Origin of the sequence: Hafnia alvei, from assembly GCF_964063325.1 — a bacterium.
Classification (GTDB): domain Bacteria; phylum Pseudomonadota; class Gammaproteobacteria; order Enterobacterales; family Enterobacteriaceae; genus Hafnia; species Hafnia alvei_B.
The window spans coordinates 3,299,316-3,316,303 of the sequence record NZ_OZ061315.1 but is presented as its reverse complement, the minus strand read 5'-3'; the positions used below and the strand labels follow the sequence as shown (position 1 = coordinate 3,316,303).

At 48.1% G+C, this 16,988-nt stretch carries 9 protein-coding genes; 6 read left to right on the top strand and 3 right to left on the bottom strand.

The window, feature by feature from the left end; genetic code table 11:
* The first annotated feature begins 3 nt into the window (after nt 1–3).
* Nucleotides 4–681, top strand: coding sequence for a ribulose-phosphate 3-epimerase (gene rpe / locus AB3Y96_RS15805; RefSeq protein WP_367299657.1), 678 nt, complete (start codon nt 4–6; stop codon nt 679–681).
* Nucleotides 682–768: 87 nt separating this feature from the next.
* Nucleotides 769–2,223, top strand: a complete 1,455-nt coding sequence (locus AB3Y96_RS15800; protein ID WP_367299656.1) for a phospholipase D family protein — start codon at nt 769–771, stop codon at nt 2,221–2,223.
* Between the two features lie 47 nt (nt 2,224–2,270).
* Here the strand turns inward: AB3Y96_RS15800 and murP are convergent, their stop codons facing one another.
* Together murP and murQ are read right to left on the bottom strand one after the other, a co-directional pair.
* On the bottom strand, nt 2,271–3,722 hold the full coding sequence (gene murP / locus AB3Y96_RS15795; protein ID WP_367299655.1) for a PTS N-acetylmuramic acid transporter subunit IIBC: 1,452 nt from the start codon (nt 3,720–3,722) through the stop codon (nt 2,271–2,273).
* A gap of 2 nt (nt 3,723–3,724) precedes the next feature.
* Nucleotides 3,725–4,639: an N-acetylmuramic acid 6-phosphate etherase gene (murQ, locus tag AB3Y96_RS15790; RefSeq protein ID WP_367299654.1), complete on the bottom strand. Its 915-nt coding sequence runs from the start codon at nt 4,637–4,639 to the stop codon at nt 3,725–3,727.
* Between the two features lie 241 nt (nt 4,640–4,880).
* On the opposite strand from murQ, the gene AB3Y96_RS15785 reads away from it, so the two are divergent.
* The 4 genes from AB3Y96_RS15785 to AB3Y96_RS15770 all read left to right on the top strand — a co-directional run bounded on the left by AB3Y96_RS15785 (nt 4,881) and on the right by AB3Y96_RS15770 (nt 8,263).
* Nucleotides 4,881–5,738, top strand: a complete 858-nt coding sequence (locus tag AB3Y96_RS15785) for an SIS domain-containing protein (RefSeq protein WP_072310572.1) — start codon at nt 4,881–4,883, stop codon at nt 5,736–5,738.
* 785 nt (nt 5,739–6,523) lie between these two features.
* Nucleotides 6,524–7,267, top strand: coding sequence for a transcriptional regulator (locus AB3Y96_RS15780; protein ID WP_367299653.1), 744 nt, complete (start codon nt 6,524–6,526; stop codon nt 7,265–7,267).
* On the top strand, nt 7,264–7,743 hold the full coding sequence (locus AB3Y96_RS15775) for a hypothetical protein (RefSeq protein WP_367299652.1): 480 nt from the start codon (nt 7,264–7,266) through the stop codon (nt 7,741–7,743). Before AB3Y96_RS15780 ends, AB3Y96_RS15775 begins: the two co-directional genes overlap by 4 nt.
* A gap of 61 nt (nt 7,744–7,804) precedes the next feature.
* Nucleotides 7,805–8,263 (top strand): hypothetical protein, encoded by a 459-nt coding sequence (locus tag AB3Y96_RS15770; RefSeq protein ID WP_367299651.1) that lies wholly within the window; start codon nt 7,805–7,807, stop codon nt 8,261–8,263.
* A gap of 129 nt (nt 8,264–8,392) precedes the next feature.
* Here the strand turns inward: AB3Y96_RS15770 and AB3Y96_RS15765 are convergent, their stop codons facing one another.
* Entirely contained in the window at nt 8,393–16,987 is an 8,595-nt protein-coding gene (locus AB3Y96_RS15765) for an Ig-like domain-containing protein (protein ID WP_367299650.1), read from the bottom strand.
* Nucleotide 16,988: the final 1 nt, after the last annotated feature.

Below are 16,988 nucleotides of genomic sequence, written 5' to 3'. Positions count from 1 at the left end.
AGCATGACGAATTTTTGTCCCTCATTAATGTGTGTAGATTTTTCTCAGTTGAGCCATGAAATTCAGCGTCTAGAAAGCGCAGGCGCAGCCATGTTTCATATTGATATTATGGATGGACACTTTGTACCTAACTTTGCATTAGGCATTGAGGATGTAAAAGCGGTGGCTAAGTTAGCTACGATCCCCTATGACGTTCACTTAATGGTGTCTAATCCTGATTGTTATATTGATAAATTTGCAGATCTCGGTTGTAGTATTATTTATGTTCATGCGGAAGCGCCGATTCATTTGCACCGTACGCTAACTCATATTCGCCAACGTGGTGTTAAGGCCGGCGTGGCGATTAATCCTGGTACTTCACTGAGTATTTTGGAGGAAGTGTTAGATGTCGTGGATGTTGTGTTAGTGATGTCGGTCAATCCAGGTTTTGCAGGCCAGCCATTTATTCATAGCGCTATTGATAAAATTAGTCGTTTGAGAAAAATGTTACATCAACACGGTAGCAGTGCTCAGATTGCCGTAGATGGTGCAATATCGCCGCAGGTTGTTAGTACATTGGCCCGTGACGTAGATTATTTTATCTTAGGTACTGCTGGTTTGTTTAAACCTGACCGCGATTATAGCAGTGCGATGAAAACGCTGGAGCAATGTGTAACGCAGGCCTTGGAAATCGTAACCTAAGCATAATTATAGTTGCCCCTATCTTTAATTGTCGCCAGTATCTAATGTTTGATGCATGGCGGCGATTAAAGCGGGTTAGGGGTAATCATGAACAAAACACAATATCGAGCTACGCGTTTAGCCCGACTTATCCAACCGCTATGCGATTGCCATCCTGAGTTAAGCGGCGTCTATCCTTTGGAAGAGGGTAACGACGCTTTCGCGGCGCGATATTTGCTGACCAACATGGCTGAGAAAACGCTGGATGTGCAGTATTACATCTGGCACAACGATCTCTCGGGGCGATTGCTGTTCAGTGCATTATTCCGCGCCGCTGAGCGCGGGGTAAAAGTACGTTTACTGCTGGATGACAACAACACCGGTGGTTTGGATGAATCGCTGCGCCGTCTCAACGCGCACCCCAATATTAGCGTAAAACTTTTCAACCCTTTCCCGCTTCGGCGCATGCGCTGTCTGTGCTATTTAACCGATTTTAAAAGACTTAATCGGCGCATGCACAATAAAAGTATGACGTTCGATAGGCAGGCGACTATCGTCGGCGGGCGCAATGTGGGGGATGAATATTTTGGTATTGGTGAACAGCCGCTTTTTTCTGATTTAGACGTGTTGGCCGTGGGCAACGTTGTTGCGGATGTCTGTCAGGATTTCGAACGTTATTGGACTTCAGCGTGTGTATCACCAGCGGAAGATATTTTGGGCAAAGCCTCGGAAAAACTATTTCTGCATGGCCTAACGATTGAAGAAGTTGGCGGTAGAGCGCGCGCCAAAGAGTATTTAAAGCGTCTGCGTGATAAGTACTTAGCCCGTAAAATGGAGAATAATGAGCTGCCGCTGACGTGGGCAAAAGTGCAGCTGTTCAGCGATGATCCCCTTAAAGGACGTGGAGAATTGGCCACCAAAGCACTAATGGCTTCTCGTCTATTTAAGATGATTGGTGAGCCAAAAGTGAGTATGGATATTATCTCAGCCTATTTTGTCCCTACGCGCACCGGTGTATCACAGCTGGTTTATTTAGCGCGGCAGGGGGTGAAAATGACGGTGCTCACCAATTCTCTTGCGGCAAACGATGTGGCCATTGTGCATGCGGGCTACGCCAAATGGCGAAAAACTCTGCTGCGTTGCGGTATTGAATTGTTTGAAATGAAAGCCAATGAAACCGAGCGGCCTTTACGTAAAGAGCGCTTACGCGATCGGGGGTTAACTGGGCATTCTGGCTCCAGCTTGCATGCTAAAACTTTTGCGGTGGACGGTAAGTTGGTCTTTATTGGCTCATTTAATTTTGATCCGCGTTCGGCTCGGCTAAATACCGAGATGGGATTCGTGATTGAAAGTGAGTCGCTAACCTCATCCACCCATCAGCGTTTTATTGCTAGTCTGCACGATAAAGCCTTTCAGTTAGTGCTTGCCCCGCGCCGTAAAATTAACTGGATCGAATATGAAAATGATGAACAAAAAATTCATCATAAAGAGCCTGATAGTCCGCTATACAAACGTATTTTAGCCAGAATCGCTTATTACTTACCCATTGAGTGGTTGCTATAGCCGTCGTTAGCGCCATGTGTTTACTGAACACATGGCGCTAAATATCATTACGTCAAATCAACGTTTTTACAGCCAAATAACAGCGTCAGAATAAAGCCTGCTGCATATGAAATAGCCACGCCGACCACATACACCAGCATGCCGGCATAGATGCCCTGTGATGAGGTGATGAGCGGAATGGAAACCAAGCCTGACGGGCCAAATACGGTGTTTAAACCAATGGGCAATCCCATATAAGCGACCAGACCGATAAAGAATCCGCCCACGGCACCACCGACACAGGCCGTAATAAACGGTTTTAGGCGAGGCAGCGTCACACCATAAATTAACGGTTCGCCAATACCCAATAAGCCGGGAAATATAGCACCCTTAATTTGCATGCGTAGCGTAGAGCCCGGTTTAGCTTTTAAATATAACGCTAACGCTGCGCCGACCTGTCCGCCACCGGCCATCGCGAGGATCGGGAACAATGAGTTAAAACCTTGTGCATCCATCAACGCAAAATAAACCGGTACAAATCCCTGATGAATACCAAATACTACCGCAATCAGGAACACCCCCGCCAATAATGCGGTTCCGAATGGATTGCCGTTTAAATGCAGAAACAGCCAAGACATGCCTTTAAACAGTTCGACACCGATTGGCATGATAACCACGTAGGTTATGGCACCGGTGATAAGCAGCGTAATGGAGGACGTGAGGATCATATCCAAGTTATCAGGAATAACTTTACGCACTTTGCGCTCAATCCACGCACCGAGCATACAGGCTAACAGCACGCCGATGATATTGCCTCTCGGGTCTATTACCAAACCAAAGAAGTTATCGATCCCGGCGTAGTAGCCCACGGTGCCTTCTGCGCTGTAACGCAGAATAAATAACGACGCGATGATGGCGCCATTAACGCCGGTTCCGCCAAAGGCTTTTTGGGTATTAAAACCAATGAGGATACTCAGGAAGGTAAATAAGCCTACGCTGAAGGTTTTCATATAGCCAATCAGGCCGATGAGCCAAATTGGCGCGACTTCACCTTCGAGTATCAAGGTTTGCTGGAGCAGCGTTGCGATGCCGAGCAACAGACCCGCGGCGATAAATCCGGGAATGAGCGGGGTGAAAATAGTCGCAAACTTCGTCAAAAAACTGTGAAAGGCGTTATTTTGCTTACTCTTGAGCTGCTTTTTATTTTCCGCCGCAAGGGCATTCAAATCAGATTCCGACGTGTTGCTATCGGCCTGTGACTGCGGTTGGCTAAGACTCACGTTCATCATTTCACTGGCGGTTTGTGCCTTGCCTGGGCCAAGCACAATTTGCAGCTGATCGTTGCCTTCAATCACGCCCATGACGCCGGCGATTTTTTTCAATTCTGCGTGATTAACACGAGCGCGATCGGCCAAGGTGAGGCGGAGTCGCGTCATGCAATGTCCGCAGAGGGTGATGTTACTGTGGCCCCCTACGTTCGCCAAAATTTGCGCGATGGTGGCATCCGTTATTTTGGCCATCGCTAAGCTCCCTGATGACGTGAGGCTAAGGCTTGGCGGATAAAACCATTATTTTGTGCAAGAACCGCGCTGGCTTCAGCCGCAGAGAGCTGGGCGAGAATCATCAAAATAGCGGTTTTACAGTGTCGTTCACATTCGCTGAGCGCTTTAATCGCTTCATCGCGGGCGCACTCGGTGGCCTGCATCACGATGTCAATTTGTCGCTGAACCAGCTTGGCGTTGGTGGCTTCAACATCCACCATCAGGTTGCCATAAACTTTTCCGGTGCGGATCATCGCTCCCGTGGTGAGCATATTCAGCACCATTTTTTGCGCAGTGCCAGCTTTCATTCTTGATGAGCCGGTCACTACCTCTGGCCCCACAACGGCCTCTAGCGCGATATCAGCGAGTTGGCTCATTGCGCTGCTGGCGTTGCAGGTCAGCGAAACGGTGGTTGCGCCAACCGAACGTGCATATTTCATGGCACCGATGACATAAGGCGTTCTTCCGCTGGCGGCGATGCCAACCAATACGTCACGTTCACAGAAATGGTGATCTTTCAGATCTTGTTCGCCCAGTTCTACGTTATCTTCGGCATTTTCAACTGCGCGTAGGATAGCGGTGTGGCCTCCGGCAATTAATCCAACCACCTGCTCACGCGGCGTACCATAGGTTGGCGGGCATTCACTTGCGTCTAGAATACCGAGTCGCCCTGAGGTGCCTGCACCACAATAAATCAGACGGCCGCCTTGGCTAAATGCCTGAGCGATAGTATCCACGGCCAGCGCGATTTGCGGCAGGATACGTTCAACGGCTACGGCCACCTTTTGGTCTTCTTGGTTGATAATCGTCAGCATATCTAAGGTGGATAAGGTGTCGATGTTTTCGCTGGCGATGTTACGGCCTTCGGTTTGCAGGCGGGAGAGGTCAATGTTCATTTCAGTATTCTCAGAAGCACAAAGTTAAGGAATAAATTATTCCAAAAATCATGTGATTTAAAGAATTAATAATTTTATGCGCATTTTTTGTGATTGATGTCGACTATTTCATCTCTTCGAAATGCCAACCATTTTGTCTGCATTGTGGATGAAGTGAATGCTTACCTAAGAATCCAGCCTCCATTTTTTGCGCTATGCAGGGTAAGATAGCGCCCACTTTCCATCTGTTTACCGAGTTCAAATGCGCTGCCTACAACGAATCACTCTCAATAAAGACGCCTTTACGCCCGGTGAACGCATCATTGCCGATTATATTTTGGCTCATCCCGATAAGCTGAAGCAGTGTTCTTCGCAAGAGCTCGCCAGTATTTTGAATATCAGCCAGTCGAGCATTGTGAAATTTGCTCAAAGATTGGGCTTCAAAGGTTTTACTAACCTCAAAATGGCCTTGATTGAGGAGTGGGGACAGCAAAGCAAGCAACATGCTGAGTCAGAACAGCATTTGCATAACGATATTAATGTTCATGACACCCCATCAATGATTGCGGAAAAATTATTTCGAGCAAAGCAGCAGGCTCTGAGGATGACAACCGACAGCGTAAACTTGGCACAGTTGGAGAGTGTCGTTACAGAAATCAAGGCAGCTCGCCGAGTACAGATCATGGGAATGGGGGGCTCATCGCTGGTGGCGAAAGACTTAGCTTATAAGCTAATGAAAATAGGCTACCCGGTGATGAATGAAATGGACAGCCATGTGCAGATGACGGTGGCTCAATCGCTAGGAGAAGGAGATGTACAAATTGTTATCTCTTACTCGGGGGCGCTGAAAGAGATATTTATTGCGGCACAGGCAGCGCAGGAGAAGGGGGCCAAAATCATAGCGGTAACGTCGCTACAGGATAGCCCGCTAAGAAAACTCGCCGACTTTGTTCTCGATACCATTGCTGATGAGGCGCGCTGGCGTAGTTCTTCTATTTCTGCGCGTACGGCACAGAATACGATCACTGATTTGCTGTTCGTTTGTTTATTACAGGAAGATAGCGAAAGAAGCCGCAGCTTTATTCATCGCAGCCAAGAGATGATTGAGCAACTGAAGTAAGTCACCTGAGTGATGTATTGTGATATCAGTTTATTGTTAATTATGATCTTGTTTTGTTGCAGATATGTTTTTTTATTTTAAGATAAATGATGTTGTGATTTTTTTTAGCCGCATTATTGAGGGAAAATATCTGGGTATTGCGGCTTTCAACCTTAAAAAACATCTTTCATAGAACAATCACCACCTTATGTTCGCTAAAACTAATACTAAATACTATAGCGGCGATTAATATTGAATGAAATTGTCGTCTATATAATTATGGTGTAGGTTTATATCTCGAATTATTACGCAATTATGATTATGAACTAAAATAAAAGCGTCAATGAAATTGATTTTTCGGCGGCGATTAATGCGGTAATTTTCCTAAAAAATGACGCTCTTCTATAAAAACACTTCACGATCAAATTATTGCAAATCCTCTAAAAAAACCATTTTCAATAGGCTAATAATCCATAGCCTATGGGTTGTTTTATTTATAATTGGTGTTTTTGTCTGTCTTTAGTTAATCGTTGTTTTAATAAAATTTTTATAAATCGTATAAATCATACACATTGCTTGTTTTACCCGTTCGGTTTTATTTGAGATGATTCTTACTACTTCATAAGTACTGAAGAAGTAAAAGGGTTTATCGGTAAAATATTGAGGGAAAATATGAAAAAATCTCATTTCACATGCTTTTTATGAAGGCGTTCTTATTTACTATAAAACAGAGGGCCTTATCTGTATTTATAGCTCATTTTCTCTGATATGAGTGTCACAAATTGAATCACTATAATGCAAAATTCATGATTTATAAAATTAATGAAACTGTTAGGTTTAAGCCTGCAGACGGTGCCATTTGGAGCATAGAAAGCCCTGAGCAAGTGATTAATCTAACGATTACTAACTGTAATCTTCTTTGCCTGCTACTCAATAAGAAGGGGGAAATCCTTTCCAGAGAGCAAATTTTAGAGGATATATGGGATAAGCAAGGTCTACGTTCATCTAATAATACACTTAATCAATACATATCTATTCTTAGACGAACATTCTCCTTGCTGGGTATCGATGATGAGGTTATTAAAACTATTCCAAAGGTAGGGTTCAGTTTAAATTCGTCCATCAGCGTAGATAAAGAGTGTAATGTAGAACCCGTTAAGTTTATCGAAAAGGAAAAGAGTCCGAGTTGGAATTCTAAAAACAATATTTATATCGTAGCGATAACCGCTCTGATAGCTTTTATTGCTGTGCTTTTTACTTACGTATTATACAAAGATAAGGCCTACAGTCTCGATACATCCATTGTTAATATTGGCAAGTTTGATGCTTGTAGCGTCAACGTTTTACCTGATTACACGCGAGGACAATCACGCTATCTGTTGGAGTCATCAGTAAAGCTGATAACGCTCAGTGACGTGAAATGTGTTCCTGAACGAGTATTTATCGCAAAACCAGAGAGTAGAGGAAGTGGGCGTTCATTTCTTGCGGAATGTATTGTCGATAAAAGAAGAAACGAATACTTTTTTTGTAAAGGATATTATATAAAATGAACAAAAAAATTGTCACTTTGCTCCTTTTGGCTTTCATATTGATGTTTGAGGGTATCTACGTTTTCTTTATCTATGAGCCATCATATAATTTTGTGTGTGATGGTGAGTTTTCCTACAACGATAGTGAAAGCAAAGATCTGCTAGATGGAAATATTTCATTTAGCCTAAATGACAAAATGCAAGGGCATGCTGAAATTACGGGATATTTGACCAAGAATGGTGTGTCTCAGGATGTTATTCGCAGTGTTGATTTCAAGTATCGCGTTGTAGCACCCAAACGCATTGTTATCTATGATGCCCAGCTGATCACTTACTTCCATGATTCCGTAGATGAATCTTTTTCACCAGAACCTATTCTTGATTTCTTGTTTTTCCGCAATAAAGATTTGAAAGAAATCAATATCAGTGTGCACAAAATAAAAAATACCTATTTATTTGGTCGGGCGAATAACTTTGTTTTTGCCTGCACCTCATAATGACTCATTTTTAAGTGCGCAAATTTCACAACACCCTCTATTAATCATTAATGGATACAGTATGAATAAAAAGCAGATAGGAATATTTCTGATAGGAACAACTTTTTTGCTGTCCGGTTGTTCTTCGTCCAATAAAGAGAATCAAAATTACCGAGGAGATGAGCTTGAGTATGATTATTTTTATGCTAACAGTCAGCTAACGCCAACGGAAGAGAATACGCCGCCTAAAAGTAGCATTGTCGGTGGTCATTCCTATTCATCTACAAACAATAAATGTATGGATAATTATAATTTCCTGCGTGAGGAAAAATCGAGCCAATACCCCAAGTACGCTGAAAACTACAATAAGATCACCGATGGGTTTAAGTTTCTCAACTCCAACAAGAACATTATGGATAAGGATGCTAAGAAGGTGTATACGATGGAGTTGAAAATGAAGCTAGAGACGCTGTGTTCGAAAATTCAGTATTCGAGCTTTATCTTGGTTAATGAAAAGCGTAAAAATCTATCTGAAATCTAATCTGGCTTAGAAAACTATTCAATTGAATCGTATTCATCAAGCATCGAATTCTACTGACTAAAAAAATGGCGCTAAAATTATTTTAGCGCCATTGATTTTATGGTCTTAATTAATCAACGTTCAACGGTTTTATTGACAGGCTCCTTTGTCAGTGGAGGATGCGACCTTATTCACTACGTTAACGTTCGTTTGGCCTGATGTGGTGTCAATTTTAAACACGGTCCAGTTCACCATATCAGTCGTGTTGCCTGTTGCATCTTCGATTTTAAATTCTTGTGATGTTCCATCGGATAAATAAAGCTTCACTTTACCGCCGCCATAAGCAGCAGGTGATGGGCTGAATCTATTGACGACGTAACAATATACGCCCGGATGCATAGTATTTACCGTGATGGTTTCAGGGCCATAGCCAGTTCTTGCATCCACATCCAGCGTTGCATCGGCGCCGCTCGGCGATTTTGCACTATAGAAAACCTTAATTAGACTGGATGGATTTCCCACCGTAGGCACCCAGAGATAGGAGTCAAGGTCAGCAGGGGTATCATTCCACGTGAGAACAATACGTGCCGCTTTGCCATCTAAGTTTGGCGACAGAACAAAATCTTTCTGTTGGTCTGTAACCGTCTGGATATCGACCGTTGAATCTAAGGTGATAAAGCCGGTTGCGGTGGCTTTCACGTAATAAAGCCCCTGTGGAATACTGATCTCGTATTTACCATCTGTACCGCTGGTCACGGAGTATTCCGGATTAGCGTTATTTTCAGATAAAGAGAGCTCAATTTTCGTATTTGGGATCATGGCATTATTTATCGCATTCTTGGTAACCCCATGTAATTTCACTAGCTGCTGTTTGAAGTTAACTTTCTTGTCTGCGTTAACCGCAGTTCCGTTGGTTAAGGATGCGGATACCTGTACCAGTAATGCTTCCATAGCGGTGCTGGTGAGTACCATGGTTGCTTTGCCGTTAACATCGGTGGCGCTGCTCGCCGCCTGTAATGTTACGGTATTACCTTTATCCTGAGACCAGTTCACGCTGGCATTCGGAACGAGGTTGTCATGTGCATCTTTTACGATAGCGGTATAGGTAAAGTAATCGGTCCCGTTGGCTATTTTATCGGTCACGCTGTCGTCTAGCGTGACGGTACTCACCGCTGCCGTAGTGATATCCGCCACAAAAGTGGTATCTACCGTTTGGCTATGGCCGTTAATTGCCGCCGTGACTTTTGTAATCCCCGCCGTGATGTTGGTGAGCGTGGTGGTTGCCAGACCTTGCGCATCCGTACTTGCCGACGCCGTTGTTACCGCTGCGCCGTTATCCGCCGTGAAACTGACGTTAACATTTGGCACTACGTTTCCATTAGCATCCGTTACCTTGGCCTGCGCTTTATTGGTGGCAGCGCCATCGGCTTTGGCATTGTCGACGGTTACCGTTAAATCACCGCTTACAATGGTCGATGTGCTGTCATCGGCCACGAAGGTGGTCTCCACCGTTTGGTTGTTACCGTTAATGGTGGCGGTGACTTTGGTGACTCCGGCTTTGAGATTAGTGAGCGTGGTGCTCGCTAAACCTTGGCTGTCGGTGGTTACCGATGCGGTGATAACCGTTGCGTCGTTATCTGCCGCGAAGCTGACGGCGGTATTCGGCACCAGGTTGCCATGGGCGTCTGTCACCTTGGCCTGAACTTTGTTGCTGTCCGTGCCGTTGGCTTTGGCGTTGTTGGTGGTAACCGTTAAGTCGCCGTTCACGATGGTCGCAGTGCTGTCGTCGGCCACAAACGTGGTGTCTACCGTTTGACTATGGCCGTTAACCGTTGCCGTGACTTTGGTGATCCCCGCTTTGACGTTGGTTAGCGTAGTCATTGCGAGCCCCTGATCGTCGGTGGTAACGGATGCGGTGATGACCGTTGCCCCGTTATCTGCCGCGAAGCTGACCGTGGTATTCGGTACTCGGTTTCCATTGGCGTCCGTTACCTTGGCTTGAACTTTGTTGCTGTCCGTGCCGTTGGCTTTGGCATTATTGATGGTCACCGTTAAGTCACCGCTCACAATGGTAGACGTGCTGTCATCGGCCACGAAGGTGGTATCCACACTTTGGCTATTGCCGTTAATGCTGGCAGTGACCTTGGTGATCCCCGATTTAACGTTGGTTAGGGTGGTGCTGGCGAGCCCTTGTGCATTGGTGGTTGCCGATGCGGTTGTCACCGTGGCGTCGTTATTGGCCGTGAAGCTGACCGTCGTATTCGGTACGAGGTTGCCATTGGCATCCGTGACCTTAGCCTGAACCGCGTTGGTCTGCGTGCCGTCAGCTTTGGCGTTGTTAACCGTGATCGTTAAGTTGCCGCTCACGATGGTGCCAGTGCTGTCGTCGGCCACAAACGTGGTGTCTACCGTTTGGCTGTTGCCGTTAATCGCGGCGGTGACTTTGGTGACGCCTGCCTTCACGTTGGTGAGGGTTGTCGTCGCCAAACCTTGATCATCGGTGGTTGCCGTTGCGGTCGTTATTGCTGCGTCATTGTCCGCCGTGAAGCTGACGGTGGTATTGGGTACCCGATTGCCATTGGCATCCGTGACCGTAGCCAGAACCTTGTTGGTGTCTGTGCCGTTGGCTTTGGCATTATCAACGGTAACCGTTAACGCGCCATCCACAATGGTGCTGGTGCTGTCGTCGGCGACAAAGGTGGTATCCACGTTTTGGCTGTTGCCATTGATGGTGGCGGTAACCTTGGCGATCCCCGATTTGGCGCTAGTCAGCGTGGTGCTGGCCAACCCTTGGGCATCCGTGGTTGCCGATGCGGTGGTGACCGTTGCGCCGTTGTTGGCTGCAAAGGTGACTGTTGTATTCGGAACAAGGTTGCCGTTGGCATCCGTGACCTTAGCCTGAACGGCGTTGGTGTCTGAACCGTTGGCTTTAGCATTATTTACCGTGACCGTTAAATCACCCGCCACGATGGTTCCGGTGCTGTCGTCGGCCACAAACGTGGTATCAACCGTTTGGCTGCTGCTATTAATGGTCGCAGTGACTTTGGCGATCCCCGCTTTTGCATTGGTGAGCGTGGTGCTTGCCAACCCTTGTGCATCCGTAGTCGTTGATGCGGTGGTGACCGTTGCGCCGTTATCTGCCGTAAAGCTGACCACGGTGTTGGGGACCAGATTTCCGTTGGCATCGGTGACCGTTGCCTGAACTTTGTTGCTATCGGTACCGTTGGCTTTGGCGTTGTTGACGATAACGGTCAACGCGCCATTCACGATGGTGCCGGTAGCGTCATCGGCGATAAACGTGGTATCCACCGTTTGGCTATTGCCGTTAATCGTGGCTGTCACTTTGCTCACGCCCGCTTTCACGCTAGTGAGCGTGGTACTGGCTAATCCCTGAGCGTTAGTCGTTGCTGATGCGGTAGTGACCGTTGCGCCGTTAGTGGCAGTGAAACTCACCACGGTGTTTGGCACAAGGTTGCCATTGGCGTCGCTCACTTTAGCCTGAACAGCATTGGTGGCAGTGCCGTTCGCTTTCGCATTGTCGGCGGTGACCGTTAAATCACCGCTTACGATGGTGCCGGTAGAGTCATCCGCGACGAAGGTGGTATCCACGGTTTGGTTCGTTCCGTTAATCACTGCGGTGACTTGGGTATTTCCCGCCGTCACGTTGGTGAGCGTGGTTACCGCAACGCCGTTTTCGTTGGTCATTGCAGAAGCATCGATAATTGATGCGCTGTTGTTAGCAGAGAAACGTACCTCAACGTTTGGCACCGTGTTGCCGTTGGCGTCGGTGACTTTTGCCTGAACCTCATTGGTTGCCGAGCCATTGGCTTTGGCATTATTGACGGTTACGGCGAGGTTGCCATCGATAATGGTGGCGGTGCCATCGTCGGCGATAAACGTCGTGTTGACGCTTTGGCGATTGCCGTTGATGGCCGCCGTGACTTTGGTGGTGCCCGTGGTGACGTTGGTCAGCGTCGTGCTCGCTAAGCCTTGCGCATTGGTGGTGACCGTTGCAGTGATAACCGTTGCGCTATTGTTGGCGCTGAAGCTGACATCAACATTAGGAACGGCGTTGCCTTTGGCATCGGTCACTTTTGCTTGCACCGCATTGGTGGCTAAGCCATCGGCTTTGGCATTGTTAAGCGTTACGGTTAGGTTGCCATCGGTGATGGTAGAAGTTCCTCCATCGGCCTCAAAGGACGTGTCCACCGTTTGGCTTGCGCCGTTGATGGCTGCAGTGACTTTGGTGATCCCCGCCGTGATGTTGGTTAGGTTGGTACTGGCAAGTCCTTGGGCATCGGTTGTGACGGATGATGTAGCGACGCCTGCGCCGTTATCCGCGGTGAAACTGACCGTTGCGTTAGGAACCGAGTTTCCCTTTGCATCGGTGACCTTGGCTTGCACCGTATTGATATCTACGCCATCGGCCTTCGCATTGTTAACGGTTACCGTTAAGTTGGCGCTGGTAATCGTTGACGTGCTGTCGTCGGCCACGAAGGTGGTCGCCACGTTTTGGCTATTGCCATTAATGGTTGCGGTGACGGTGGTGCTACCTGCCTTGACGTTAGTCAGGGTGGTACTTGCCAAGCCCTGCGCATCCGTCATGGCTGATGCTGTGGCAACCGTTGCGCCGTTATCAGCGGTGAAACCGACCGCGGTATTGGGAACGAGGTTCCCATTCGCATCGGTGACTTTGGCCTGAACCTTATTCGTGTCGCTGCCGTTGGCCTTCGCATTGTTGATGGTGATGGTGAGATCGCCGCTGACAATGGTGCCCGTGCTGTCGTCGGCGATAAAGGTTGTATCAACATCTTGGCTATTGGCGTTGACCGTGGCGGTCACTTTGGTAATCCCAGCTGCGATGTTGGTGAGGGAAGTGCTTGCTAACCCTTGGCTATCCGTGGTGACTAATGCTGTTACAACCGTTGCGCCGTTATTCGCCGTAAAGCTGACCGGCGTATTAGGAACAAGGTTGCCATGGGCGTCCGTCACCTTGGCTTGAACTTTGTTGCTGTCCGTACCGTTGGCTTTAGCGTTGTTGATGATAACCGTTAAGTCACCTTTAACAATCGTCGAGGTGCTATCGTCGGCTACAAACGTGGTGTCGATATTCTGGCTATTCCCGTTAATCGCGGCGGAAACGTTGGTGACCCCCGCGCTCACGTTGGTTAGCGTTGTCGTTGCTAGGCCGTTTTCATTGGTGGTAGCAGAAGCCGTGATCACCATTGCGCCATGATTTGCCGTGAAGCTAACCACGGTATTTGGAACGAGGTTACCATTGGCATCCGTGACTTTGGCCTGAACCGCGTTGGTGTCTGCGCCGTTGGCTTTGGCGTTATTCACCAGAACGGAGAGGTTGCCACTGACAATCGTTGCCGTGCCATCATCAGCCGTGAAGTGAGTATTTACCACTTGGCTGCTGCTGTTAATCGCTGCGGTAACTTTAGCGACACCGGTTGTTAAGTTGGTGAGCGAGGTCGTTGCCAAGCCTTGATCGTTGGTGGTAGCGGTGGCCGTTGCGATAGTCGCTCCGTTGTCAGCGCTGAAACTGACCGACGCATTGGGCACAAGGTTTCCGTTAGCGTCAGTGACTTTCGCCTGCACCGCATTGGTTGCATGTCCATCGGCCTTAGCGTTATCAGCGGTGACCGTTAGATCGCCTTTGACAATGACCGCCGTTGAACCATCGGCCACAAATTGGGTATCAACGGCGAGACTCTGACCGTTAATTTTCGCCGTAACGGCAGTGACACCGGACTGCGTGTTAGTCAGGTCAGTGCTGGCAAGTCCCTGCGCATTGGTGATCGCTGATGCCGTAACGATTGTGCCACCATGGTTAGCGCTAAAGCTAACCGTGGCATTGGGTACCAGATTCCCGTTGGCGTCAGTGACTTTCGCCTGTACCGAGTTAGCATCACTGCCGTTGGCTTTGGCGTTATTCTGGGTAACGAGTAGGTTGCCTTTGGTGATCGTTGCCGTTGAATCGTCTGGTGCGAAGTTAGTATTTACATTCTGGTTTGTGCCGTTTATTGCGGCAACAATGTTGGTTGCCCCTGACGTTGTGTTGCTAAGGGTGGTACTGGCTAAGCCGCTGGCGTCAGTTACCGCTGATGCGGTGGTGACGATTGCGCCGTGATCGGCGGTAAAGTTTACCGTAACGTTGGGAACGGTGTTGCCATGCGCATCGGTCACTTTGGCTTGAACGGCGTTCATGGCGGTTCCGTTTGCCAACGCGTTATCCACGGTGACTTTTAGATCGCCAGAGGTAATGGTTGCTGTACCGCTATCGGCGACAAATACCGCCTCTTTGTTGGCTGAATGCCCGTTAACCGTCGCCGTAACGGCGTATTTGCCGGATGCGCTGCTGGTGACCGTTGCGGTCGCCTTGCCGTCTGCGCCTGTGGTGCCGATCACCGTGGTAATGGTTGCTCCAGATGCCACGACAAAATTCACCGTAGCATTTGGCACCAGATTGTTATTCGCGTCGGTGACGATAGCAACTACGTTATCGGTGTCTACACCGTTGGCCAACGCGCCATTCGGATCGATGGTCAAATGACTATCGATGATGGTCGCTGTTGAACTATCCGCAATAAAGCGAGTATCTGCCTGAGCGCTATTTCCTGACTCTTGAATTCGAGCCGTTACGGTATAGGTATCCGCTTTCAGGCTGGTGACCGTCGCCGTAGCGATCCCATCATCGCCGGTAACCCCTTTCACCGTGGTGATTTTGGCTCCGTTGCTGACGGTGAAATGTACCGTGACATCAGCAACGGTATTCGCATTGGCATCGGTGATTTTGGCCGTGATCTTGTTGGTCGCGGTGCCGTTGGCGACGGCATCCTGAGTCGCCGTCATGTCACCTTGTCTAATGACCGACGTTGATTTATCCGCAACAAACGTCACTGCTTGGGTCTTGGCGCTGCCGTTAATGCGCGCCGTGATGGTGCTATCACCGACGGTAGCATTGGTGACTAACACCATGGCCTGGCCTTCGGCATCCGTCATCATCGTTGAGCCATTCACGAGGCTGGCATTGTGCGTTGCGTCTAAACCGACCTGCACATTACCAAGCGCGTTGCCGTTGGCGTCTTTGACCGTGGCTTGCAGCTTGTTGGTACTTTGCCCATCGGCCAGCGCGTTGTTTTTGACGATTTCTAACGCACTGATTTGCGCGGAAGCTGCATCGGCAATAAATTCAACCTGACCAGACTTATAGTTACCATTGTTCATGGTGGCAGTTATAACGCCGATTTTCGCCAGTTTGCTGCGCACGAAGACCGTTGCTTTTCCGCTGCCGTCGGTGTTTACCGTCAACGATTGAGGGTTGGAACGTCCATCTTTAAATAGCGTGGCCGCTGAGCGCCCGTCTGCACCTTTAAGGTTATCAATATCAAAAGTGATAGGTTCAGCGACCATAGGCTGGCTCTGTTCATCGCGAACAAAGGCCGTTACCGTGAAGTAATCAGAATCATTGGCTGGAACCGAACCTGATGGGGTAATCGCTAATTCACTAATGATATTCTTAGAGGGTTCCACGTTAATGGTGGTTGCCGCAGTATTCGAATTGTTCCCATTGTTATCAACGCCAACCGCTTTAATCACGTAGCCCTGAGCGGCATTCGCGCGTTTGGTATAGACGTAAGGGGGTAATTTAACTTCCAACTGCGTTAATGATAGTTTTCGGAATGAACCACCGTTCGCGAGGAATTCTGCTGATGCCGTCCAGTCAACGTCTTTCAGGCCGTATTTGGCTTTAGAGACCGTCAATGGAAGGATGATGGTTTCAGCCGCTTTGGCCGTCACGTTATTCGGCAGGGAAATGCGCAGCAAATCCTGCTTGCGGTACTGCATCACAATTTCATAGTTACGATCGACAAACTCATACATGCTGCCCATCAGGCTGCGGAGTGCGTCAACGGAATCGGCGCTGATTTGCTGCGCCCAAGGCACCCCAAAGCGATAATTGAGGTCTAGCCCGATACGGCTATCATCTTTATCACCAACGGAATGTTCACCTTTTATCGTGACGAGTGGCACTGGCGTATAGTTCAAGCCTAGCGTCAGGGCCTTTGGATTATTTTTTAAATCGTCTGGATTTGTGCCCGTGCCGAGATCGATCCCTTTGCCGAAGTACTGCTCATATTTGATATTCGCCCCAAGTTGAGGGTATGACGGCAAGTAGGCTTCTGCGCGCAGGTCAAAACCATTGGCTGGGCGTTCATCATAATCTCTCATGTCAGAGAGATGAGATTGATGCCAGTCGGTTAAACCATAGTAACCGTTAACCGCCAGTTTCAAATAATCAGTCCACGCTTCACCGCCCACGCCGAGCCGTGCATTTTTACCGGTGTAATCGTAGTCGTAGAAGGTATTAACCCCGTACATCCAATCGCCAATATATTGGCGATAGCCGAGGCCTAAGTTAGCGGTGTTTCGGTCTTCATTTCCGTGAAGCCCAACCTGAGAGAAGAACAGGCTGTCATTATTCCCGATGAGGGGAAGCAACATATCGCCTGCAATTTTGTTATCAGAACCAACGCTAACGCGCGCGGTCCCTTTTTGATTCAGCCAATCGTTGATTTGCTGGTTAATTAATCCTTCACCAATGCTTTTAGCATAATTAATTGATGCATTGGTGACGTTATCGCTGGAGAGAATTTGCCCTGCCTGCATTGCATTACCCGTGAGGTCGGCGGCTGGCGCTGAGTCACGGGAAGCAGCATCGCTGCCAAGTGAAGGCAAA